Source organism: Microbacterium sp., from assembly GCF_026393345.1.
Lineage (GTDB): Bacteria > Actinomycetota > Actinomycetes > Actinomycetales > Microbacteriaceae > Microbacterium.
Genome location: NZ_JAPLAI010000037.1, coordinates 54,214 through 78,167, shown reverse-complemented (window position 1 = coordinate 78,167; position 23,954 = coordinate 54,214). Strand labels below are relative to the sequence as shown.

Genomic DNA, 23,954 nt, shown 5'->3' with positions numbered 1-23,954 from the left:
CCGCCGGGTCGCCCCCTCGGTCCCGACCAGCCGAGCGCGGGAGGCCGATCGCTCGAGCGTCAGCTCGGTGCCGGCCAGGAGCCCCCGGACGCGGGACAGGTCGGCCTCGATCGTCGCCGCAGACACGAAGAGGCGGTCGGCCGTCTCGAACACGTCGATGCCCTGAGGTTCGTCGAGCAGCGACCGCACCACGGTGTGCAGCCGGTCCCGCGGGGTGGCCGCATCCGCGCCCGCCTGCAGCGCCGCCCCCGCTTCGGCGCCGGCACGGTAGCCCTGCGGCCCCGACTCGATCGCCCCGGCCGTGCGGGCGTTCACCGCGGTGACGTACGACCGGATGCTGCGGGGCGTCACCCCAAGGGCGTCGGCGAGCGCCGCCGCCGTCAGCCAGTCGTTCTCGCGGACGAGCAACGCCAGCATCCGATCCTGCCTGGCTCGCGTCACTGCTTCCTCCGTGCCGGTTCGGTCCGCCCGGTTCCCCATTCCACCACGCCGCGGGCCCCCGGCAGCCGCTTTCCGCAGGGGCGGAAGAACGTTTGGTTGTCCCGCTCACGGGAATTTCCCAGGATAGACAGGAAGGGAAGGCGAATCGATGAGGATCCTCGTCGTGTGTGGTGCGGGCGCGTCCAGCACCTTCGTGGCACAGCGGCTCCGCGCCGCAGCACGGGCCGCGGGGCTCGACATCGATACGGCGGCCGTGACGCGCGCGTCGCTGTCCAGCAGGTTGCCGGAGGCCGACACGCTGCTGATCGGCCCCCACCTTCCCGACCTCGACGACGTGCGTGCCGAGGCGGAACGCTTCGGCGTCCGCGCCATCGCGCTCCCCGAGGACGTGTTCTCCGACATCGACGGAACGCGCGCCCTCACCCTGATCACCCCCATCCGCTGAGCGAAGGATCGACATGTCCGCCACCCGCACCGTCCGCATCGGTTCCTCTCACGGCCTGCACGCCCGGCCCGCGAAGCTGTTCGTGCAGGCGGCGAAGGAGTCGGGACTCCCGGTGACCCTGGCGAAGGATGCGGGCAAGCCCGTCAACGCGACGAGCATCCTCGGCGTCATCGCCCTCGGCATCAACCAGGGCGACTACGTCACGCTGACCGCGGAGGGCGAGAACGCCGAGTCCGTCCTCGACGACCTGGCAGACCTGCTGACCACCGACCACGACGCGGAGTGATCACGGTGACCCAGATCCACGGCGTCGGCATCGGGCTCGGCGTCGCCCAGGGGCCGGTGGCACGGATGGCGGCGCCCCTCCCCGCGCCGACCGACGAACCCTCGACGATCGGCGCGGAGGCCGAGACCGCCCGTGTCCGAGAGGCCGTCGCCGCCGTGGCGCGCGAGCTTGAGGCGCGCGGCGAGCAGGCGGGCGGCACGGCGCAGGATGTGCTCGAGGCGCAGGCGATGATGGCCGAGGACCCCGCCCTCGACGACGAGATCACCGAGCGGCTCGGCCGCGGTGTGACCGCCGAGTGGGCGGTGTACGACGCGTTCGCATCGTTCCGCGATCTGCTGACCGCCGCCGGCGGCTACCTCGGTGAGCGCGCGGCGGACCTCGACGACGTCGCACAGCGGGTCATCGCACGGCTCCGCGGCGTCCCCGCGCCGGGCGTCCCGGACCCCGGGCATCCGTTCGTCCTGGTCGCCCCCGACCTCGCCCCCGCCGACACCGCCCTGCTCGACCTGGGTCAGGTGCTGGCGCTCGTCACGAGCGACGGCGGCCCCACCTCGCACACCGCGATCCTCGCCCGGCAGAAGGGCATCGTGGCGATCGTGGGGGCAGCGGATGCGGCCGAGCTGCGCGATGGCGACATCGTCATCGTCGACGCGGCCGCCGGGGTCGTCACGACCGACCCCTCCGCGGAGGAGCTCGACCGGGCGCAGCGCCGTGCCGCGGACCGCGCCGCCGCCGCATCCGCCCCGATCACGCCCGGTGCGCTGGCCGACGGCACGACGATCCCGCTGCTGGCGAATCTCGGCAACGCCGAAGGTGCGACCGAGGCGGTCGAGCTCGGAGCCGAGGGCGTGGGCCTGTTCCGCACCGAGTTCCTCTTCCTCAGTTCCGCGCACGCGCCGACCGTCGCGCAGCAGCGCGAGAGCTACGAGAAGCTGCTGGCCGCCTTCCGCGGCAAGAAGGTGGTGGTGCGGGCACTTGACGCCGGCGCCGACAAGCCGCTGGCGTTCCTCAACGACGCCCACGAGGAGAACCCGGCGCTGGGCCTGCGTGGCCTGCGCGCCCTCCGCGCCAACGAGGACATCCTGCGCGAGCAGCTCACCGCCCTCGCCGAGGCGGATGCGGCCGTGAGCGCAGCGGGCAAGTCCGCCGACCTGTGGGTCATGGCACCCATGGTGTCAACGGTCGAGGAGACGCGCTATTTCGTCGACATGGCGCGCGAGTACGGCATCCGCACCGCCGGGGTGATGGTCGAGGTTCCCTCCTCCGCCCTCCTCGCCGACCGGGTGCTGCGCCACGCCGACTTCGCCTCCATCGGGACGAACGACCTGACCCAGTACACGATGGCCGCCGACCGGCTCCTCGGGTCGGTCGCCGGCTTCCAGGACCCATGGCACCCGGCGGTCCTGCGCCTCGTGGCCGAGGTCGGGGCCGCGGGACGCGCCGTCGGCAAGCCGGTCGGGATCTGCGGTGAGGCCGCCGCCGATCCGCTCCTCGCCGTGGTCCTCGTGGGCCTCGGCGCGACCTCCCTGTCCATGGCCCCCACGGCTCTCGCGGACGTTCGCGCGAGCCTCCTGCTGTACGGCCTCGACGATGCCCAGCGCATCGCCGAAGCCGCCCTCGCCGCCGATGACGCGGCATCCGCCCGAGACGCGGCCCGTGCGGCCGCGGCATCCACACAGAAAGAGACACAGTGATGACAACGATGTCGCCATCCGCCACATCAGGCGGAAACAAGGCACGGGTCGGAGTGCAGCGCTTCGGCACGTTCCTCTCCGGCATGATCATGCCCAACATCCCCGCGCTGATCGCCTGGGGCATCTTCACCGCGTTCTTCATCGCGGCCGGATTCACCCCGAACGCGGACCTCGCGACCATCGTGGGCCCGTTCATCCACTACCTGCTGCCCCTGCTGATCGCATACACCGGTGGAAACATCGTCTACGGCGTCCGCGGCGGCGTGGTCGCGGCCATCGCCACGATGGGCGCGATCGCAGGCTCCGACCTCCTCATCGCCCAGGTCAACGCGGATCTCCCCGCGGACAACCAGCTCGGCCAGGTGCACATGTTCATCGGCGCGATGATCATGGCGCCGATCGCGGCGTACACGATGAAGTGGCTCGACAGCCTGTGGGAGGGCAAGGTGCGGGCCGGCTTCGAGATGCTCGTGAACATGTTCTCGGCCGGCATCTGGGGCTTCGTCCTCGCCGTCATCGGCTTCTACCCGATCGCGTGGCTCGTGAACGGCCTCATGACGGTCCTCAGCAACGCCGTCAACTGGCTCGTCGACATGAACCTGTTGCCGCTGACCAGCATCCTCATCGAGCCAGCCAAGGTGCTGTTCCTCAACAACGCGATCAACCACGGCGTGCTCACCCCGCTGGGCGTGCAGCAGGCCGCGGACCAGGGTTCCTCCATCCTGTTCCTGCTCGAGGCCAACCCCGGCCCCGGCCTCGGTCTGCTCCTCGCGTTCACGTTCTTCGGCATCGGCGCGGCCCGCGCCTCCGCCCCGGGCGCGGCGCTCATCCAGTTCGTCGGCGGCATCCACGAGGTGTACTTCCCGTACGCGCTGATGAAGCCCATCCTCATCCTCGCCCTCATCGGCGGCGGCATGACGGGCGTCACGACGAACATGCTCCTCGGCGGTGCACTGCGCGCACCGGCGGCACCCGGCAGCATCATCGCGGTGCTGGCGCAGACCGCAGCCGGGTCGTATCTGGCGGTGATCCTGTCGGTCATCCTGTCCGCCGGTGTCACCTTCCTGATCGCCGCCCTGATCCTCCGGGCCTCCCGCAAGCGCGACCTCGAGACGATGGCCGCGACCGACGACGCGTTCGGCGCCGCGATCACCCAGACCGAGGCGGCTAAGGGCAAGTCCTCCGACGCGCTCAGCGGCCTGCGGGGCGGGGCGGCCACGTCGGCCGGCGGCGGCATCGAGCCCGCCGTCATGACCGAGCACGAGATCAGGAACATCGTGTTCGCGTGCGACGCCGGCATGGGATCGTCGGCCATGGGCGCGAGCGTGCTCCGCAACAAGATCAAGAAGGCGGGCGTCGAGGGCGTGACGGTCACGAACAAGGCGATCGCGAGCCTCGATTCCTCGGCCGACCTGGTGATCACGCAGAACCAGCTGACCGACCGCGCGCGCCAGAAGACGCCGGATGCGGTCCACGTGTCGGTCGACAACTTCATGAACTCGCCGAAGTACGACGAGGTCGTGAGCTTGGTCGTGGATCAGCAGAAGAAGTAGGAAGGACGGTGGGGCCGGTCATCGCATCGGCCCCACCGCATCCTTCGTCCCCCCGACACACGCAACGAGATAGGACAGATCATGGCAGGCGAGGTTCTCAACATCGGTCAGGTTCGCATCCACTCCGGATCCGCCACCACCGAGGAGGCGATGCGAGAAGCCGCCGACATGCTCGAGGCCGCCGGCGCGGTCACCTCGGAGTACTACGACGCCATGCTGCAGCGCGAGCGGACCGTGTCGACCTACATGGGCAACGAACTCGCGATCCCGCACGGGACGAACGAGACGAAGGACACCATCCTCTCCTCCGCCCTCGCGGTCATCCGCTACGACGGCGGGGTGGACTGGGGCGGGGAGCCGGTGCGGTTCGTGATCGGCATCGCCGGCCGCGGCGACGAGCACCTGGAGATCCTGTCGCAGATCGCACTGCTGTTCTCCGACGAGGACGAGGTCGAGAAGCTCAAGGCGGCCTCGACCCCCGAGGAGCTGTTCGCGATGCTGTCCGCGGTGAACGAATGAAGGCCGTCCACTTCGGCGCCGGGAACATCGGCCGCGGGTTCGTGGGCCTCCTCCTGCACGAGGGCGGCTACGACGTCGTCTTCTCGGACGTCGCCGCGCCCCTGGTCGACGCGATCAACGCGGTCGACCGCTACACGGTGCACGAAGTGGGCGACGGCGGCACGGACGTCGAGGTCACCGGCTTCCGGGCGCTCAACAGCGCGGCGGACCCGGATGCGGTCGTCGCCGAGATCGCGACGGCAGATGTCGTGACCACCGCGGTCGGCCCCAGCATCCTGCGCTTCGTCGCCCCGACCCTCGTGGCGGGCCTCCGCGCTCGTTCCGCATCGCTGCCCCCGCTGCAGGTCATGGCGTGCGAGAACGCGATCGGCGCGACCGACACGCTGCGCGAGCTCGCCGCGGCGGACGCGGGCGAGGACTGGGCGGCGCTCGCGGACCGTGCCGTGTTCGCGAACACCGCCGTCGACCGCATCGTCCCCGGTCAGCCCGAGGGCATCGGTGTGGACGTCGTGGTGGAGCCGTACTTCGAGTGGGCGATCGAGGCGGGGCCGTTCGGCGACCGGCGCCCGAACATCCCGGGTGCGCACTTCGTCGCGGAGCTCGGGCCCTACATCGAGCGGAAGCTGTTCACGGTCAACACCGGGCACGCCGCCACCGCGTATTTCGGCGCTCGCGCCGGCGTGGAACGGATCTCCGACGCCCTCGCGGTGCCCGAGATCGCGCATGCCGTGTCGGCGACCCTCGCCGAGACCTCGGCCGCCCTCATCGCGAAGCACGGGTTCACTCCGGATGAGCTGGCCCGCTACCGCGAGACGATCATCGGCCGCTTCCGCAACCCCGAGCTGCCCGACACGGTGTGGCGCGTCGGGCGTCAGCCGCTGCGCAAGCTCTCCCGTCACGAACGCTTCATCGGCCCGGCCGCCGAGGCCGCCGAGCGCGGGCTGTCCACGACGGCTCTCGTGGCGACCGTCGGCGCGGCACTCGAGTTCGCCGCCCCGGAGGACCCGGAGGCCGTCGAACTGCAGCGTCTGCTGCGGGACCTGGATGCGGCCGCCTTCACCGCGCAGGTGACGGGCCTCGAGCCGCAGCATCCGCTGTTCGCGCCGGTCGAGGCGGTCGTCGCCGCCCGGATCGCCGCGCTGTAGCGCGCTGCCCCGGCGCCCCGCCCCGGCCCGCCGGCACCTTCGCGGCCGAGACGACATCCATTCGCCGAGACGACATCCGATCTGATGTGGTCTCGGTGGACGGATGTGGTCTCGTCGCGGCCGGACGACGGACACCACCTCTCCTCCCCGCGGCGCGGGGCGAGGCCGTTCGTCCACAGCCATCGGTGCTCGCCGCTGCGAGATGGCGGAGGCCAACATGCTCGCCGTATGACACCACGTCAAGACCCCCGCCTGATCCTGCGGAAAGACGTGCCCGGGCGACCCCTCCAGCCCGAACGCGCGGCGCCGCTCCTTCGGCTTCGACCCGGCGTGTTCGTCGATAACGACGAGTGGCACGAGGCCTACCCCGAAGAACGCGTGCGTGCGGCCGCCGAAGCGCTGCTGGCCCAGTCCCGCGGCGCGCCGCTCGTCTTCGCCTACGCGACCGCCGCCGCATTTTGGCGGCTTCCGCTTTTCCGGACGCACACGGACCGTGTGCATGTCATTCAGACACACGCCGGCGCGCCCTCGACGCGACACGTCATGCGCCACGCCGACCATCTGGACGCGTCGGACATCCTCTGGCTCGACGAGGGGAAGGTGGGCGTGACGTCGCTCCCGCGCACCACCTTCGATATGGTCCGCATGCTCAGCGAGGAGGCGGCCTTCGCCCTGTCCGACAGCGCCCTTCGACGGGTGGCCCTTCCTGCCGGCGCAGACCGATCTCATCTCAACCTGGATGCGGCGGAGGACTTACGCGCTGCACTGGCAGAACGCGTCGCCCGGTCCTCGGGAGCTCGTGGTATCCGACAGGCACGTGTGATCATCGGTTCCGCCGACGCACGCGCCGAGAGCGTCGGCGAATCGGTCAGCCGGCTCTATCTCTGCCGGCTCGGCTTCCCCGCGCTCGATCTGCAGGTGCCCGTCCCCGGCCCGCGCGGCCAGACGTACGACGTCGACTTCGATCTCGGGGACGCGTGGGGGGAATTCGATGGTGAGTCGAAGTACAGCGATCCCGTCTTCCTGCGCGGTCGGACACCGGAACAGGCTCTCGCCGACGAGAAGGAGCGGGAGGACTGGATCCGCGGCACGACGAGGAAGTCCTTCGCGCGATGGCAGTTTCGGCACATGCCCGACGCTCATGCGCTGGGAAGGCGCCTCGCAGCATTCGGCGTCCGCCCGCCGCGCACACCGAGACCATATCTGTTGCGCGAGCACCTATCCGAATAGATGTGGTCTCGCGAAACGGATGTGGTCTCGGCGAAAGGGACAGGCGGACGGGCAGACGGACGGGCCTGCGGACGCGGAACCTACTGCTCGAAGCCGTCGGCGACGAGGTCGATGAGCTCCTCGCGCTCCTCCACCGGGAGGAACGCCGCGGACGCAGCGTTGAGCTGGAAGCGCTCCAGGTCGTCGAGACCATAGTCGAACGTCTCCACCAGCAGCGCGAGCTCCCGCGTGAGCGATGTGCGGCTCATGGTGCGGTTGTCGACGTTCACGGTCACCGCGAACCCCAGCTGGTACAGCAGGTCGAAGGGGTGATCCTGCATCTCCTCGCCCCAGGCCGCGATGGCACCGGTCTGCAGGTTCGAGGACGGCGAGAGCTCCAGCGGGATCTCACGGTCCCGCACCCAGCGCGCCAGGTCACCGAAGGTCACCTCGACCGTGTCGCCGGAGCGGGCGATGACCTCGAGATCCTGCGCGATGCGCACACCGTGCCCGAGCCGGAGCGCCCGGCCGTCGAGGAGCGCGGAACGGATCGAGTCGATCCCGGCGGCCTCACCGGCGTGCACCGTCACCGGGAAGAACTGCGCGGCGAGGTAGTCGAACGCCTTCTGGTGACGCGAGGGCGGGAATCCGTCCTCGGCCCCGGCGAGGTCGAAACCGACGACGCCCCGGTCACGGAAGTCGACCGCGAGCTTCGCGATCCGCAGCGACTGGTCGGTGTGCCGCAGCGCGGTCAGCAGCTGCCCCACCCGGATGTCGCGACCGGCGTCGGATGCGGCATCCTCGCCCTCTTCGATGCCCTCCTGCACCGCCTCGACCGCGTCCTCGAGCGAGAGGCCCCCGAGGAGGTGCTGCTCGGGCGCCCAGCGCACCTCGCCGTAGATGACACCGTCCTCAGCCAGGTCCTCGACGAACTCCCGCGCGACGCGGCTGAGCTGCTCGCGCGTCTGCATGACCGAGGTGGTGACCTCGAACGCGGTGAGGTACTCGGTGAGCGCCCCCGAGTCGGTACGCTCGGCGATCCAATCGGTGAGGTCGCCGGCGTCGGTCTCGGGCAGCGCGATCCCGGCCTGATCGGCGAGTTCGGCGATCGTGTCGGGGCGGACCGCGCCGTCGAGGTGGTCGTGCAGCGAGATCTTCGGGAGGCTCCGGATCGACACGCCGTCGAGGCGGGCGTCACCGTACTGGTCGATGGGCATCGGTTCTCCTCCGGGGTCAGGCTGTGATGCGTTCGAGCACGAGAGGGGATGCGGCGGGTGCCTCATCCGAGATCTCCCATGCTCCGTCGACGGCTGAGAGAGCGCGGTCGAACCGCGCCCCATCATCCGCCGACAGGGTGAACAACGGCTGACCGGCGGCGACGGTGTCGCCGGGCTTGACGTGCAGATCGATTCCCGCGGCGTGGACGACGGGGTCCTGGGCGCGGGCACGGCCGGCGCCCAGGCGCCACGCCGCGATCCCGAACGGCAGCGCCTCGAGTCGTGAGACGACACCGGACCGGGATGCGGTGACGGTGTGGGTCTCGCGAGCGACGGGAAGAGCCGCATCCGGATCGCCGTCCTGCGCGCGGATCATGGCGCGCCAGGTGTCCATGGCTCGTCCGTCGCGAAGCGCCCCCTCGACGTCGGCGTCCGGGAGACCGGCGAGCGCGAGCATCTCACGGGCCAGGGCGAGGGTGAGCTCCACGACGTCGGCGGGGCCGCCGCCGGCGAGCACCTCGACGGATTCCCGCACCTCGTTGGCGTTGCCGATGGCGAAGCCGAGCGGGGTGTTCATGTCGGTGAGCAGGGCCGTGGTCGCGACGCCGGAGTCGGTGCCGAGGGCGACCATCGTGCGAGCGAGTTCGCGCGCACGGTCGACGTCACGCATGAAGGCGCCGGAGCCGAACTTCACGTCCAGCACCAGCGCGGCGGTGCCCTCGGCGATCTTCTTCGACATGATGCTGGAGGCGATGAGCGGGATCGCCTCGACCGTGCCGGTGACGTCCCGCAGGGCGTAGAGCCGCTTGTCGGCGGGGGCGAGGCCGGAGCCGGCCGCGCAGATGACCGCGCCGACCGAGGCAAGCTGCGCGGTGAGCTCCTCGTTGCTCAGCGCGGCGCGCCAGCCGGGGATCGATTCCAGCTTGTCGAGCGTGCCGCCGGTGTGGCCGAGTCCGCGGCCCGACAGCTGCGGGACCGCCACCCCGAACGAGGCGACGAGCGGTGCCAGCGGCAGCGTGATCTTGTCGCCCACCCCGCCGGTGGAGTGCTTGTCGACCGTGGTCTTCCCGAGCCCGGCGAAGCTCATCCGCTCCCCCGAGGCGATCATCGCGTCGGTCATGACGCGGATCTCGGAACGCTCCATGCCGTTGAGCAGCACCGCCATCGCGAACGCCGCCATCTGCGCATCCGAGACGTACTCTCGCGTGTACGCGTCGATCATCCACCGCAGGGCGTCTTCCGGGACGGCCTCGCCGTCGCGCTTGGCGCGAATGACGTCGACGGCGTCGAAGGCCTCGACGCCGCTCATGCGCGCACCGCCTCCAGGTCGCGGGGCCCGAAGGCGTCGGGCAGCACCTCGTCGATCGTGCGGATGCCCGACACGGTCTCCAGCACCATCTCCGGTGCCGAGGCTTCGTACAGCAGCTGACGGCAGCGTCCGCACGGCATGATCGTCGCTTCGGCGCCGTTCACGCATACGAATGCGACGAGCTTGCCGCCGCCGGTCATGTGCAGGTTGCCGACCAGGGCGCATTCGGCGCACAGCCCCACCCCGTAGGAGGCGTTCTCCACGTTGCACCCGGACACGATGCGCCCGTCGTCGGTGAGCGCCGCGGCACCCACGGGGTAGTTCGAGTACGGCGCGTACGCCTTCGTCATGGCATCGACGGCCGCTGCACGCAGCGCCGTCCAGTCGATCTGAGTCATGGTCGGTCTCCGGATGCGGGCGTTAGCCCTTGATGTACGGCTTGCCGGATGCGGCGGGCCCGCGGACCTTGCCGACGAGCCCCGCCACCGCGAAGATCGTGACGATGTACGGCAGCATGAGCATGAACTCGCTCGGTACCGGAGAGCCGATGACGCCGAGCGTGTTCTGCAGGTTCGACGCGAAGCCGAACAGCAATGCGGCGAGGGTGGCGCGGACCGGGTCCCAGCGGCCGAAGATGACCGCCGCCAGCGCGATATAACCGGCGCCCGCCGTCATCTCCTTGTTGAACGCGCCGACGGATCCGAGCGTGAAGAACGCCCCGCCGAGGCCGGCGATCGCGCCGGCGAGAGACACGTTCCAGAAGCGGGTGCGGGCGATGTTGATGCCCACGGTGTCGGCGGCCTGCGGGTGCTCGCCGACGGCGCGCAGCCGCAGACCCCACTTGGTGTGGAACAGACCGACGTACACCGCGATGACGGCGACGTACATGATGTAGACGATGACGGTTTGCCGGAAGAGCATCGGGCCGATCAGCGGGATGTCGCCGAGCACCGGGATGTTGATGCGGGGGAAGCGGGGCGGGGAGTTGAGCGCGCCGCCATCCTCGGTGAGCACCTGCGAATAGAGGAAGCTCGTCAGTCCGACCACCAGCACGTTCAACACGACACCGACGATGACCTGGTCGACGAAGTACTTGATCGAGAACGCGGCGAGCGCGAACGAAACGAGCATGCCGGCGACCGCTGCCGAGAGGAGGCCCAGGAACGGGTTGCCGGTGATGCTCGCGATCACGGCGGAGGTGAAGGCGCCGGCCAGCAGCTGACCTTCGATCGCGATGTTGACGACGCCGACGCGCTCGCTGATGACACCGCCGAGCGCACCGTAGATGAGCGGCACCGACAGGCTCAAGGCGCCGGCGAGGAGCCCCGGCATGGGGATCACGTGGGTCTTTGCGCCCGCGGCCGCCCAGGTGAGGAATCCGGCGACGAACAGGATCGCGAAGGCGATCGTCAACCAGAGCGGCACGCGACGCTTCGCGCGCACCAGCAGGGCACTCGCGATCGAGATGAGCGCGAGCGCGATGACCACGACGATCCCGGTGGTGCGCCCGTCCAGGGTGACCTCGGGGAGGGAGATGACGTCGCCCTCGGACGTGAGCCGGAACACGGCTCCCCCGCCCGAACCAACGAGGAGGAACAGCACGGCGGCCAGCAGCGTGATGACGCCGAAGACGATCGGTGCCTTCCAGCTGACCACGACGGTGGTGGCGAGCACCTGCGGTGCGGGGCTCGCGGTCTGGTGCTCGGTGGGCACGGTGCTCATGTCGCGCTCCCTTCACCGGTGGTCAGTTCTCGCGTGACGACGGGGCGCTTCCGCTTGGGTGTCGAGCCGGGGGCGGGGAGCCGGAAGATCGCGCGCACCAGCGGCGGTGCAGCGATGAACAACACGATCAGCGACTGCACCACGGCGACGATCTCGATCGGCACGCCCTCTGCGGCCTGCATGGCGTAACCGCCCGCTTTGAACGCCCCGAAGAGGATGCCGGCCACGAGCACCCCGATGGGAGTGGAGCGGCCGAGGAGCGCGACCGTGATCGCGTCGAAGCCGATGCCGGCGTCGATACCGCTGGAGAAACCGGTCGTGGTGGTGCCGAGCACCTGGTCGACGCCGGCGAGGCCGACGAGGGCACCCGAGAGAAGCATCGCGTAGACGTACATCGACTTGACGTTGATGCCGGCGACGCGCGCGGCGTTCGGGTTCTCGCCGACGGCACGGAAGCGGAAGCCCAGCGCCGAGCGGTTGAGGATCCACCAGACCACGACGACGCCGATGATCGACAGGATGAACCCGAAGTGCAGGCTGTAGCCCGGGCCCAGCAGATCCGGGAAGATCGCGGTGTCCTTCATCGCCGGCGTCTTCGGGTTGCTCGACCCGGGCGCCTGCAGGAGGCCCGGGGTGCGCAGCATCCAGGTGACGAGGTAGAGCGCGACGTAGTTGAGCATGATTGTGACGATGACCTCGTGCGCCCCGGTGCGGGCCTTCAGCAGGCCCGCGATGCCGGCCCAGACGGCACCGGCGACCATACCCGCGAGCAGCGCGACGATGAGGTGGATGCCCCAGGGGAGATCCACACCGAACCCGACCCAGCCCGCGGCGGCCGCAGCGACGAGCATCTGGCCGCGGCCACCGATGTTGAACATGCCGACGCGGAACGCGAGTGCGACGCCGAGACCGGCGGCGATCAGCGGCGTGGCGAAGGCCAGCGTCTCGGTGAGCGGCCGGATGCCGGTGGCGAACGACGGGCGGCCGAAGTTGTAGATGGACCCCTGGAAGAACGCGGCATACGCGCCGGACACGGCCTGCCAGATCGCGGCCAAGGTGTCCAGCGGCCGGGCGAAGAAGTAGCCCGCGGCGGCCTGCACCCCGGTGTCGGTGACGGCGATCATGACGGCGCCGACGATGAGCGCCAGCACGACCGCCAGCACCGAGATCATCAGGTTGCCGCTGACGATCTCACGGAAGGCGCGGTGCCAGCGACCCTCGGCGGGCGCGGCGGCGCGGGAGCGTCGGGTCGGCTCGACGGCCACGTCGGCGTCGGATGTGCGGTCGCTCATGCGGCGGCCCCTTCGATAGCGCTGGGTTTCTCGCCGGCCATCATCAGACCGAGGACGGCTCGCGGGGTCGTACCGGGGACGATCCCGATGACCTTGCCGCGGTACATCACCATGATGCGGTCCGCGAGGGCGAGCACCTCATCGAGCTCGGTGGAGACCACCACGACCGGCACGCCGGCGTCGCGGGTGGCGACGATGCGCTTGTGGATGAATTCGATCGATCCGACATCGACGCCGCGGGTGGGCTGTGCCGCAACGAGCAGGCGCAGGTCGCGGCTCAGTTCACGCGCGAGCACGACCTTCTGCTGATTGCCGCCGGACAACCGCCCGACCTTGGTCTCGGCGGAGGGGGTGCGCACGTCGAATTCGACGACCTTCTCCTCGGCGAAGCGGGCGAGGTCGTTCAGCTGCAGGCTCCCGGCCTTGACGAACGGGGCACCGCCGGAGCGGTCGAGGATGAGGTTCTCGGCGACGGAGAACTCCCCCACCAGGCCGTCCTCGGTGCGGTCCTCCGGGACGAACCCGACGCCGGCGTCGAGGATGTCGCGGACGCTGCGACCGCTGAGTTCGGTGCCATCGAGGTGGATCGTGCCCTCCACGTGCGGTTGCAGCCCGAGCAACGCCTCGGTGAGCTCCGTCTGCCCGTTGCCCTGGACGCCCGCGACCGCGAGGACCTCGCCGCGCTGCACCTCGAAGCTCACGTCGTTGACCACGAGCTGACCGATGTGATCGATGACCGTCAGACCCTCCACGACGAGGCCGGTTCCGCCGAGTGTCGGCGGCCCCTTGTGCACGGTCAGCTCCACCGAGCGCCCCACCATGAGCGAGGCGAGTTCTGCGTTGGATGCGGTGGGCGATGCCTCCCCGACGACCTTGCCGAGCCGGATGACGGTGATGCGGTCGGCGACCTCACGGACCTCACGCAGCTTGTGGGTGATGAACACGATCGAGGTGCCGGACGCCTTCAGCTGACGCATGATGCCCATCAGCTCGTCGGTCTCCTGCGGGGTGAGGACGGCCGTGGGCTCGTCGAAGACGAGCACGCGGGCGTCGCGGGAAAGCGCCTTGATGATCTCGACCCGCTGCTGCACGCCGACCGGGAGATCCTCGACCAGGGCATCGGGGTCGACGTCGAACCCGAACCGCTCCGAGATCTCGCGCACCTTCGCGCGGGCGGCGGTGAGGTCGAGTCGCCCGCCGAACGTCGTCTCCTCGTGGCCGAGCATCACGTTCTCCGCCACCGTGAACACGGGGATAAGCATGAAGTGCTGATGCACCATGCCGATGCCGGCGCGCATGGCATCGCCCGGGCCGGCGAAACGCTGCGCCTCGTCATTGAGGAGGATCTCGCCGCTGTCGGCCTGATACAGGCCGTACAACACGTTCATCAGTGTGGACTTGCCGGCGCCGTTCTCGCCGAGAAGACAGTGGATCTCGCCGGGTTCCACGGTGAGATCGATGTGGTCGTTGGCCACGAGAGACCCGAACGTCTTCGTGATACCTCGGAGCTCGAGTTTCATAGGTCGATCCTAAGTCGCGCGGGTTCCGCGGCGTCACCGCGGAACGTGGGAGGGGAGGCCGGCTGAGCCGACCTCCCCTCCACAGTGACCGGTGTTACTCGGCCAGGTAAGACGTGACGGTGATGTCACCGTCGATGATCGCCTGCTTCAGCTCGTCGAGCTTGGCGGACAGGTCAGCCGGGACCTTGTCGGCCCAGTCGTGGAAGTCGGCCAGGCCGACACCCTCGTTGGCGAGCGTGCCGACGAACGGCGAGGCGTCGAAGTCGTCCTTACCGGCGGCGAGGACGGCGTCGTACACGCCCACGTCGATGCCCTTGAGGATCGAGGTGAGCAGCAGCGGCGCGACCGACGGGTCGGTCTCGAAGACGTCGGCGTCGACACCGATCAGGGCGATGTCCTTGCCGGAGTCCTCGATGGCGGACGCGGCCGACTGGTAGATCGGACCACCGACGGGCAGGATGATGTCCGCGTTCTGGTCGATCAGACCCTGAGCGATCTGACGGGCGGTGTCGTTGGCCTCGAAGCCGGCCGTGAACGAGCCGTCCTGAGCCTCGCTGTCCCAACCGATGACGGCGACATCGGCGCCGTTCTCCTGGTTGTAGTAGTCCACACCCTGGGCGAAGCCGTCCATGAAGATGGTGACCGTCGGGATGTTCATGCCACCGAAGGTGCCCACGACACCCGTGGTGGTGACGCCGGCGGAGAGGTAACCGGCCAGGAACGCCGCCTGGGCGGTGTCGAAGATGATCGGCTTGATGTTCGGGGCGTCGGTCTCGCCGTCGAAGTCGGTGTCGACCACGTCGTCGATCGAGACGTACTCGATGTCGGTGTTGGCCTTCGCGGACGCCGAGGCGGCGTCGGCGAGCAAGAAGCCGACCGTGATGATGGTCGAGCAGTTCTGGTCCACGAGGCTCTGCACGTTGGACTCGAAGTCGGTCTCGGACTGCGACTCGACCGTCTTGGCCTCGACACCGAGCTCCTCGGCGGCCTGCTGGAGCCCCTCGTAGCCGAGCTGGTTGAACGACTTGTCGTCGAACCCGCCGGAGTCGGAAACCATGCAGGGCAGGTAGTCGGATGCGGCGGCGCCGGTGCTCGAATCTTCAGGGGCAGAGCCACAGCCGGCAAGCAGCACCGCGGTGGCCGTGATCGCCAGGCCGCTGATGAGCGCCTTGGTCGTCGTCTTCTTCACGAGACCTACAACAAAAAAGACATGGTCCGTCCCAGGGGATTCTGGAGCGGATGCCGGTCACGTTACCGAATGTGACGACGGGCGACCCGTCTCAGAGTCAGGACGCAACGCAATGGTTACAAACCGGGGCATTGCGGCGCGGAGCGGTCCGCAGTACCGGTCGGTGCGGCACCGGGTCTCAGCATCCGGAGCAGACCCTGCCTCAGAGGACGTCGCCGCGTCCGGTGAGCTTGAGCGCGTCGACGACCTGTTTGACCCGCTGCGCGTGTTCGCTCGTGGTCACCAGGAGCGCGTCGGGGGTGTCCACCACCACGATGTCCTGCACGCCGATGAGCGAGATGATCCGCTGCGTCTGCGAGACGACGATGCCACTGGACGCATCGGAGAGGATGCGCGCGTTCTCGCCCAGGATCGCGAGGTCGCCCTTGCGTCCGTTGGACATGAGTTTGGTGAGGCTGGCGAAATCCCCCACGTCGTCCCAGTCGAAGTGGCCGGGGACCATCGCGAGCCGGCCCTTTGCGGCGGCGGGCTCGGCGACGGCGTAGTCGATGGCGATCTTCTTCAGCTCCGGCCAGATGCGATCGACCGCAGGCCCCCGGGTGTCGCGGTCGTCCCACGCGGCGGCCAGCTCCAGGAGCCCCTCATGCAGCTCCGGTTCGTTCGCCGCGATCTCGGCGAGAAGCACATCGGCCCGGGAGATGAACATGCCCGCGTTCCACGAATACGCCCGATCGATGAAGTACGCCTTCGCGGTCTCGAGGTCGGGCTTCTCCACGAAGCGCTCCACCAGGCTCGCCTCCGGGGCACCGTCCACATCGAGCTCACCGGCGCGCTTGATGTAACCGAACCCGGTGGACGCCTCGCTCGGCTGGATGCCGATGGTGCAGATGTAGCCGGCGCGGGCGACTTCGACCGCCTGGCGCACGGCGAAGTCGAACACGCGGGCGCCGCGGATCACATGGTCGGCGGCGAACGACCCGATGACGACGTCCGGCTCACGACGCACCAGCACCGCGGCGGCGAGTCCGATGGCCGCGGTCGAATCGCGCGGCTCCGACTCCAGGAACACGTTCCGGTCCGGGATGCCCGTCAGCTCCGCCTCTACCGCGGCCCGGTGGGCCCGTCCGGTGACGACCGCGATCCGCTCTTCGCCGGCGAGCGGCATCAGCCGATCCCAGGTGTCGCGCAGCAGCGTCTGCCCCGACCCGGTGAGGTCGTGCAGGAACTTGGGGGCCTCGGCACGCGACAACGGCCAGAGCCTGCTGCCGATGCCGCCGGCGGGGATGACCGCGTAGAAGTCCTCGATAGGGTTCGCCATGCCCTCACGGTACCGGGCGGAGGTTGCCGACGCGTGACAGTCCGTGACGGCATCAGTTATCTCGACGTCGAGACAATAAGGCTCGCCTAAAGAGCGCCTTTTCGATGCCGGGAATAGGATGAACGCCAGCGCCCGAGTGACGCAGGGGGTCTGCGCCCCCGACGAAGCACCGTCCGCTTCGCCGTGTTCGATCAGGGAGGACGATCGTGTCTGCACCAGCACGCGTCACACCATCCATAGCCCAGACGACCTCCAAGGTTCCCCGCGGAACGCTGTACCGCGGCAACGAGGGGATGTGGTCGTGGGTCCTGCACCGGATCACCGGTGTCGCCATCTTCTTCTTCCTTCTCGTGCACGTCCTGGACACGGCGCTCATCCGCGTCTCCCCGGAGGCGTACGACGCCGTCATCGGCACGTACAAGAACCCGATCATGGGCATCGGTGAGGTCTTCCTCGTCGCCGCGATCGCGTACCACGCCTTCAACGGACTGCGCATCATCCTGGTGGACTTCTGGGCCAAGGGCGCCAAGTACCAGCGCCAGCTGTGGTGGATCGTGCTCGGCGTCTGGCTCGTCACGATGCTCGGCTTCGCCCCGCGCCACCTCATCAACGTCTTCGCTTCGATGGGAGGCGGTCACTGATGAGCGCTGCGATCGCGGAACCCCGCACCCCGTACACGTCCCCCCGAAAGGGCCCGAACTTCGAGAAGTGGGGCTGGGTCTACATGCGCGCCTCCGGCGTGCTGCTCGTGGTGCTCATCTTCGGCCACCTGTTCGTGAACCTGCTCACCGGCGATGGCATCCACCAGGTGGACTTCGCCTTCGTCGCCGGCAAGCTCTCCACGCCGTTCTGGCAGTGGTGGGACGTCCTGATGCTGTGGCTCGCGCTGATCCACGGCGCCAACGGCATGCGCACCATCGTCAACGACTACGTCACCCACAACGTCACCCGGCGCACGCTCGTCTGGGCCATCTGGATCGTGGCGGCGTTCCTGATCGTGCTGGGCACCCTCGTGGTGTTCACCTTCGACCCCTGCCTGGGCGTGACGAGCGAGAGCTCGCTCTGGGAGCTGTGCCAGTAGCGCGCGCCGCCTACTGACGACGAGAGAACGACAAGAGGCAATCTGTGAGCACCCATTCGACCGAGGACACCGTCGTCAAGGACGGCGTCTACTACCACCAGTTCGACATCGTCATCGTGGGCGCCGGCGGCGCCGGGATGCGTGCGGCGATCGAGGCCGGCCCCGGCGCGAAGACCGCGGTCATCAGCAAGCTGTACCCGACCCGGTCCCACACCGGCGCGGCGCAGGGTGGCATGGCCGCCGCGCTCGCCAATGTCGAGGAGGACTCCTGGGAGTGGCACACCTTCGACACCGTCAAGGGTGGCGACTACCTGGTCGACCAGGATGCGGCCGAGCTCCTCGCCAAGGAAGCCATCGAGGCGGTCATCGACCTCGAGAACATGGGGCTGCCCTTCAACCGCACGCCCGAGGGCAAGATCGACCAGCGCCGCTTCGGCGGTCACACCGCCGATCACGGCAAGACCCCCGTGCGTCGCGCCTGCTACGCGGCCGACCGCACCGGTCACATGATCCTGCAGACGCTGTTCCAGAACTGCGTCCGGCTCGGCATCAACTTCTTCAACGAGTTCTACGTGCTCGACCTCATCACGACCGAGGACGCCGACGGCGCCACGCAGGTCGCGGGCGTCGTCGCATACGAGCTCGCCACGGGTGACCTGCACGTGTTCCACTCGAAGGCCGTCATCTTCGCCACCGGCGGCTTCGGCAAGATCTACAAGACCACCTCGAACGCACACACCCTCACCGGTGACGGCGTCGGGATCATCTGGCGCAAGGGACTGCCGCTGGAGGACATCGAGTTCTTCCAGTTCCACCCGACCGGACTGGCCGGTCTCGGCATCCTGCTTACGGAAGGCGCCCGTGGTGAGGGCGCGATCCTGCGCAACGCCTCGGGTGAGCGCTTCATGGAGCGCTACGCCCCGACCATCAAAGACCTGGCGCCCCGTGACATCGTCGCCCGGTGCATGGTCAAGGAGGTCCTGGAGGGTCGCGGCGCCGGACCGAACAAGGACTACGTCTACCTCGACTGCACCCACCTGGGCGCCGAGGTGCTCGAGACCAAGCTGCCCGACATCACCGAGTTCGCGCGCACGTACCTCGGCGTCGACCCGGTGGTGGAGCCGGTCCCGGTGATGCCGACCGCGCACTACGCCATGGGCGGCATCCCGACCAACACCGCCGGCGAGGTGCTCGCGAGCAACGACACCGTGGTTCCGGGCCTGTACGCCGCCGGCGAGTGCGCCTGCGTGTCCGTGCACGGCGCGAACCGCCTCGGCACCAACTCGCTGCTGGACATCAACGTGTTCGGCAAGCGGTCGGGTCGCAATGCCGTCGAGTACGTGCAGACCGCAGACTTCGTCCCGCTGCCCGAGGACCCCGCCAAGGAGGTCCGCGAGATGCTGGAGAACCTCCGCAGCAACGCGGGCAGCGAGCGAGTGCCGGTGCTGCGCAAGAAGCTGCAGGAGGAGATGGACGCCAACGCCCAGGTCTTCCGCACCGAGGAGACCCTGACCAGCGTCATGGGCACCATCCACGACCTGCGCGAGCGCTACAAGAACGTGCACGTCGACGACAAGGGCAAGCGGTACAACACCGACCTCCTCGAGGCCGTCGAACTCGGCTTCCTGCTCGACCTCGCGGAGATCGTCGCCTATGCGGCGCGCAACCGCAAGGAGAGCCGCGGCGGTCACATGCGCGAGGACTACCCCGACCGCGACGACTCCCAGTACATGCAGCACACGATGGCGTACCTGACCGGAGACCCGCACTCGCCGGATCCCGAGGACCACATCAAGCTGGACTGGAAACCGGTCGTGTTCACGAAGAACGAGCAGGGCGAGTTCAACTACCCGCCGATGGAGAGGAAGTACTGATGTCGACCGTCGTCGCCGCAGAGACCGACGCCCCGTCCGCCGTCACGGCGGACTCCGGCATCCAGTCGTATCTCGTCACGTTCAACATCCGCCGCTTTGACCCCGAGGTCGACGACGAGCCGCGCTGGGTGGACTACGACGTGGAGATGTACCCCACCGACCGTGTGCTCGACGCGCTGCACAAGATCAAGTGGGAGGTGGACGGCTCGCTGAGCTTCCGCCGCTCGTGTGCGCACGGCATCTGCGGCTCGGACGCCATGCGCATCAACGGCCGGAACCGGCTGGCCTGCAAGACGCTGATCAAGGACCTGGACATCTCCAAGCCGATCTACGTCGAGGCCATCAAGGGCCTGCCGCTGGAGAAGGACCTCATCGTCGACATGGAGCCGTTCTTCGCCTCCTTCCGTGAGGTGCAGCCCTTCCTCATCGCGAAGTCCGCGCCGGAGAAGGGCAAGGAGCGGCTGCAGTCGGTCACCGACCGGGAGCGCTTCGACGACACCACCAAGTGCATCCTGTGCGCCGCGTGCACCTCGTCCTGCCCCGTGTTCTGGACCGACGGCCAGTACTTCGGGCCGGCGGCGATCGTGAACGCGCACCGGTTCATCTTCGACTCGCGCGACGACGCGGGCGACATGCGCCTGGACATCCTCAACGACAAGGAAGGCGTGTGGCGCTGCCGCACCACCTTCAACTGCACCGAAGCGTGCCCCCGCGGCATCCAGGTCACGCAGGCGATCGCCGAGGTCAAGCAGGCGGTCCTCCGCGGCGCCTGACCTCGAACGTGGAACGAACCGGATGCGGCAGCTCGCCGCATCCGGTTCGTCGTTTCCGCACGGCGTGGGCTCGATAGTCTGAGCGCGTGCCGGACGAACGACGACAGGATGCGGCGCTTCCGGGGCTCCGCAACCGCTGGGATGCGCGGCAGGCGGAGCTGCGGGGACGGCTCGACCTCCCGCTCGAACGCGCCACCGCGCTGACCCGTCGCACCCTCGCCTGGTTCCCCATCCGGGTATGGCGGCACTTCCTGCAGCACAACGGGTTCCTCCTGGCGGCGGGCATCAGCTACCAGTCCCTGTTCACGATCTTCGCCGGGATCTACCTCGCCGCGGCCATCGTCGGGCTGTGGCTCGGCGGCGATGCGAACGCGGTGCACGGGCTCATCGACATCGTGAACAGCTACATCCCGAATCTCATCAGCGACGACGGGCTCATCAAACCGTCTCAGGTGGCGGCGGTCGCCGCCGCCAGCGGGAGCCTGGTGACGATCACCGGCATCGTGGCCCTCGTGGTCGTCGTGTGGACCGCGATCGGGTTCGTCACCTATGCCCGGCGCGCCGTCCGCGACACGTTCGGACTGCCCTACGACGATCGCAGCTACGTGCTGCTGAAGGCGAGGGACTTCATCGCCGCGCTGCTGTTCGGTGTGGGCCTTCTCGCCGGCTGGGTGCTGGTGCAGGTCACCGTGTGGGCGCTGGACGTCGTCTTCGGCCTCATCGGGTGGGGCAGCGACGAGACGTGGTCGGCGATCGCGCTGCGCGCGCTCACCCTTCTCGTGGCCTTCGCGATCAACGCGGTCGCCCTCGCGCTGCTGTTCCGCTTCCTCACCGGCACGTCGCTGCACTGGCGGCGCATCTGGCCCGGCTCACTGCTGGGCGGCGGCGCTCTCGCCGTGCTGCAGCTGGGCGCCGGTCTCCTGCTCATCTACTCCCCCACGAACCCGCTGCTGGCGACGTTCGCCGTGTTCATCGGCTTCCTGCTGTGGTTCCGGTTGAACGGCATCGTCATCCTCGTCGCCGGCGCGTGGATCGCGGTCGCCACCTCCGACCGGGAGGAGCCACTCGTCGAGCTCACCGACGCGCAGCGCCGCCGGCTCGAGTACGACGCGCTGCATCTGGCCGCGCAGGTGCGCGTCCGCGAGGCGCACGCGGCCCGAGAGCACGCGGCGCTCTGGCGCCGCCCGCGCGCCGATCGGGAGCTGCGGCGTGCGACGGCCGAGCTCACGCGCCTCGAGTCCGACCCGCCCCCACCGCCCCCGCGACGCTTCCTGGACTGAGCGCGCCCCGCCGGCGGGGATGTCGGCGGGGCCGATTACGCTGGATCCGTGCCCCGAAACCTGCGTATCGCCACCGTCAACGTCAACGGCATCCGTGCCGCCGTCCGCAACGGCATGGCCACCTGGCTGGACGCCGCGGGCGTCGACATCCTCGCCCTGCAGGAGGTGCGCGCCGAGCGCGCCCACCTCGAGACAGCGCTCCCCGGCTGGGAACTGCTGCACGACGAGTCGCACACCAAGGGCCGCTCCGGCGTCGCCGTCGCCAGCCGCATCCCCGCCGTCGCCTCCCGCACCGAACTGGGCGATGCGAGCGTGGACTCGCAAGGCCGCTGGCTGGAAGCCGACTTCGACATCGAGGGGCAGCGGCTCACCGTCGTGAGCGCGTACGTGCACTCCGGCGAGGACGGCACCCCCAAGCAGGACGCCAAGTACGGGTTCCTCGACGCCATGAGCGCCCGGATGCCGCAGCTCGCCGCCGACGGCGCGCTCGCGGTCATCATGGGCGACCTGAACGTCGGGCACCGTGAACTCGACATCAAGAACTGGCGCGGCAACATGAAGAAGGCGGGGTTCCTGCCGCGGGAGCGCGCGTACTTCGACCGCTTCCTCGGCGACGAGGGCGCGGATGTGCTCGGGGTCGACGGGTCGACCGGGACCGGGCTCGGCTGGGTGGATGTCGGCCGCCGCTTCGCCGGTGAGGTGGACGGGCCCTACACCTGGTGGTCGAACCGCGGTCAGGCCTTCGACAACGACACCGGCTGGCGCATCGACTACCACCTCGCGACGCGGCCGCTCGCAGACCGCGTCGCCGACTACCGCGTCGCCCGCGCCGCCGCCTACGCGGAGCGCTGGAGCGATCACGCCCCCGTGGTGGTGGACTACACCATCGGCTGAGGCCGGCGGCGACGTCACCGTGGCGATGTGCCCGGGCGTCACGGCCCCGGGCGGGCGCCGCATCCGGACCTCCTAGACTTGACCGGTGAGCAAAGCGCGCCTGTACTCCGGAATGCAGCCTTCGGCCGATTCCCTCCAGATCGGCAACTACATCGGGGCGCTGATGCAGTGGCGCGACCTGCAGGAGTCGTACGACGCCTTCTTCTCGGTCGTCGATCTGCACGCGCTCACCCAGCCGAACGATCCCGCGGAGCTTCGCGCGAAGACCCGCCGCACCGCAGCGCAGTACATCGCCGCGGGCATCGAGCCGGCCAAGTCGACGCTGTACGTGCAGTCGCAGGTTCCCGCTCACGCGGAGCTCGCCTGGATCCTGTCGACCATCACGGGCTTCGGTGAGGCCAGCCGGATGACGCAGTTCAAGGACAAGTCGAGCCGGTACGGCACGGATGGCACCAACGTCGGCCTGTTCACGTATCCGATCCTGATGGCCGCCGACATCCTGCTCTACCAGGCCGACATCGTGCCAGTGGGTGACGACCAGAAGCAGCACGTCGAGCTCACCCGCGACCTCGCGGAGCGGTTCAACTCCCGTTACGGCGACACGTTCCGGGTGCCGATGCCGATGATCCAGCAGGACACCGCCCGCATCTATGACCTGCAGAACCCGACCGCGAAGATGTCGAAGTCGGCGGAGTCGGATGCGGGAGTCCTGTGGCTGCTCGATGACCCGGCCAAGAGCGCGAAGAAGATCATGCGCGCCGTCACCGACTCGGAGGGCGTGGTCCGCTACGACCGCGATGCCAAGCCCGGCGTCTCGAACCTGCTCGTGATCTACGCGGCCCTCACCGGCCGGCAGATCCCGTCCATCGAGGACGAGTACGCGGGTCGCGGCTACGGCGACTTCAAGAAGGGCCTGGCCGAGGTCGTGGTGAACGAGTTCGGCCCGGTGCGTGAGCGCGCCCTCGCACTGCTCGACGACCCCGCGGAACTCGACCGCGTGCTGGCCCGGAACGCGGACAAGGCCGCATCCGTCGCCAACGGCACGCTCGACGCCGTCTACGACCGGATGGGTCTCCTCCGCCGCTCCTGACCGAGCGCGGCTTCCGCCGCGCGCCTGCGCCGCGTGCGTGCGCCGCGTGGGTGCGCCGCGTGCCTGCGCCGCGTGGGTGCGCCGCGTGGGTGCGCCGCGTGGG

Annotated in this window: 23 protein-coding genes; 14 read left to right on the top strand and 9 right to left on the bottom strand. The window is 69.2% G+C overall.

Annotated elements, in window-relative coordinates:
- Positions 1 to 417: HTH domain-containing protein (locus tag NT132_RS06060; protein WP_297786355.1), on the bottom strand; the 417-nt coding region annotated here is incomplete at its 3' end.
- 172 nt (positions 418 to 589) lie between these two features.
- Here NT132_RS06060 and NT132_RS06055 point away from each other — a divergent pair.
- The 7 genes from NT132_RS06055 (at position 590) to NT132_RS06025 (ending at position 7,313) form a co-directional block, all read left to right on the top strand.
- Positions 590 to 886, top strand: coding sequence for a PTS sugar transporter (locus NT132_RS06055; RefSeq protein ID WP_297786352.1), 297 nt, complete (start codon positions 590 to 592; stop codon positions 884 to 886).
- A 13-nt stretch (positions 887 to 899) separates the two neighbouring features.
- A complete protein-coding gene (locus NT132_RS06050) occupies positions 900 to 1,172 on the top strand; it encodes an HPr family phosphocarrier protein (protein WP_297786348.1) in 273 nt (90 codons plus the stop codon).
- 5 nt (positions 1,173 to 1,177) lie between these two features.
- Positions 1,178 to 2,866 carry a phosphoenolpyruvate--protein phosphotransferase gene (gene ptsP, locus NT132_RS06045; protein ID WP_297786345.1) on the top strand — a complete coding sequence of 563 codons (1,689 nt, stop codon included), beginning with the start codon at positions 1,178 to 1,180 and terminating at the stop codon, positions 2,864 to 2,866.
- Complete coding sequence (locus NT132_RS06040; RefSeq protein WP_297786342.1) at positions 2,866 to 4,419, top strand: PTS mannitol transporter subunit IICB; 1,554 nt, start codon at positions 2,866 to 2,868, stop codon at positions 4,417 to 4,419. Before ptsP ends, NT132_RS06040 begins: the two co-directional genes overlap by 1 nt.
- A gap of 81 nt (positions 4,420 to 4,500) precedes the next feature.
- Positions 4,501 to 4,938 (top strand): PTS sugar transporter subunit IIA, encoded by a 438-nt coding sequence (locus NT132_RS06035; protein WP_297786338.1) that lies wholly within the window; start codon positions 4,501 to 4,503, stop codon positions 4,936 to 4,938.
- A complete protein-coding gene (locus tag NT132_RS06030; RefSeq protein WP_297786335.1) occupies positions 4,935 to 6,083 on the top strand; it encodes a mannitol-1-phosphate 5-dehydrogenase in 1,149 nt (382 codons plus the stop codon). Before NT132_RS06035 ends, NT132_RS06030 begins: the two co-directional genes overlap by 4 nt.
- 330 nt (positions 6,084 to 6,413) lie before the next feature.
- Positions 6,414 to 7,313: a hypothetical protein gene (locus NT132_RS06025; protein WP_297786332.1), complete on the top strand. Its 900-nt coding sequence runs from the start codon at positions 6,414 to 6,416 to the stop codon at positions 7,311 to 7,313.
- Between the two features lie 80 nt (positions 7,314 to 7,393).
- Here the strand turns inward: NT132_RS06025 and NT132_RS06020 are convergent, their stop codons facing one another.
- From NT132_RS06020 to NT132_RS05985, 8 genes are all read right to left on the bottom strand, one after another.
- Entirely contained in the window at positions 7,394 to 8,509 is a 1,116-nt protein-coding gene (locus NT132_RS06020) for an adenosine deaminase (protein WP_297786327.1), read from the bottom strand.
- A 16-nt stretch (positions 8,510 to 8,525) separates the two neighbouring features.
- Positions 8,526 to 9,818 (bottom strand): thymidine phosphorylase, encoded by a 1,293-nt coding sequence (locus tag NT132_RS06015; protein WP_297786324.1) that lies wholly within the window; start codon positions 9,816 to 9,818, stop codon positions 8,526 to 8,528.
- Positions 9,815 to 10,216: a cytidine deaminase gene (locus NT132_RS06010; protein WP_297786321.1), complete on the bottom strand. Its 402-nt coding sequence runs from the start codon at positions 10,214 to 10,216 to the stop codon at positions 9,815 to 9,817. The genes NT132_RS06015 and NT132_RS06010 overlap by 4 nt, the downstream gene beginning before the upstream one ends.
- A gap of 22 nt (positions 10,217 to 10,238) precedes the next feature.
- Positions 10,239 to 11,540, bottom strand: a complete 1,302-nt coding sequence (locus NT132_RS06005) for an ABC transporter permease (protein WP_297786318.1) — start codon at positions 11,538 to 11,540, stop codon at positions 10,239 to 10,241.
- The gene (locus tag NT132_RS06000; protein ID WP_297786315.1) at positions 11,537 to 12,832 is read right to left on the bottom strand and encodes an ABC transporter permease; all 1,296 of its coding nucleotides are present in this window, start codon (positions 12,830 to 12,832) and stop codon (positions 11,537 to 11,539) included. The genes NT132_RS06005 and NT132_RS06000 overlap by 4 nt, the downstream gene beginning before the upstream one ends.
- A complete protein-coding gene (locus tag NT132_RS05995) occupies positions 12,829 to 14,352 on the bottom strand; it encodes an ABC transporter ATP-binding protein (protein ID WP_297786312.1) in 1,524 nt (507 codons plus the stop codon). Before NT132_RS05995 ends, NT132_RS06000 begins: the two co-directional genes overlap by 4 nt.
- A 94-nt stretch (positions 14,353 to 14,446) precedes the next feature.
- A complete protein-coding gene (locus NT132_RS05990; RefSeq protein WP_297786309.1) occupies positions 14,447 to 15,541 on the bottom strand; it encodes a BMP family ABC transporter substrate-binding protein in 1,095 nt (364 codons plus the stop codon).
- A 202-nt stretch (positions 15,542 to 15,743) separates the two neighbouring features.
- Complete coding sequence (locus NT132_RS05985) at positions 15,744 to 16,859, bottom strand: mannose-1-phosphate guanylyltransferase (protein WP_297786306.1); 1,116 nt, start codon at positions 16,857 to 16,859, stop codon at positions 15,744 to 15,746.
- 206 nt (positions 16,860 to 17,065) lie between these two features.
- On the opposite strand from NT132_RS05985, the gene sdhC reads away from it, so the two are divergent.
- The 7 genes from sdhC (at position 17,066) to trpS (ending at position 23,851) form a co-directional block, all read left to right on the top strand.
- Positions 17,066 to 17,500: a succinate dehydrogenase, cytochrome b556 subunit gene (gene sdhC, locus NT132_RS05980; RefSeq protein ID WP_297786303.1), complete on the top strand. Its 435-nt coding sequence runs from the start codon at positions 17,066 to 17,068 to the stop codon at positions 17,498 to 17,500.
- A complete protein-coding gene (locus tag NT132_RS05975; RefSeq protein ID WP_297786300.1) occupies positions 17,500 to 17,940 on the top strand; it encodes a succinate dehydrogenase hydrophobic membrane anchor subunit in 441 nt (146 codons plus the stop codon). Before sdhC ends, NT132_RS05975 begins: the two co-directional genes overlap by 1 nt.
- 44 nt (positions 17,941 to 17,984) lie before the next feature.
- Positions 17,985 to 19,814, top strand: coding sequence for a succinate dehydrogenase flavoprotein subunit (sdhA, locus tag NT132_RS05970; RefSeq protein WP_297786298.1), 1,830 nt, complete (start codon positions 17,985 to 17,987; stop codon positions 19,812 to 19,814).
- Positions 19,814 to 20,587, top strand: coding sequence for a succinate dehydrogenase iron-sulfur subunit (locus tag NT132_RS05965; protein WP_297786295.1), 774 nt, complete (start codon positions 19,814 to 19,816; stop codon positions 20,585 to 20,587). The genes sdhA and NT132_RS05965 overlap by 1 nt, the downstream gene beginning before the upstream one ends.
- A gap of 86 nt (positions 20,588 to 20,673) precedes the next feature.
- Positions 20,674 to 21,867, top strand: a complete 1,194-nt coding sequence (locus NT132_RS05960; RefSeq protein WP_297786292.1) for a YihY/virulence factor BrkB family protein — start codon at positions 20,674 to 20,676, stop codon at positions 21,865 to 21,867.
- 48 nt (positions 21,868 to 21,915) lie between these two features.
- Positions 21,916 to 22,761: an exodeoxyribonuclease III gene (locus tag NT132_RS05955; RefSeq protein ID WP_297786289.1), complete on the top strand. Its 846-nt coding sequence runs from the start codon at positions 21,916 to 21,918 to the stop codon at positions 22,759 to 22,761.
- Positions 22,762 to 22,846: 85 nt separating this feature from the next.
- Entirely contained in the window at positions 22,847 to 23,851 is a 1,005-nt protein-coding gene (trpS, locus tag NT132_RS05950) for a tryptophan--tRNA ligase (protein ID WP_297786286.1), read from the top strand.
- Positions 23,852 to 23,954: the final 103 nt, after the last annotated feature.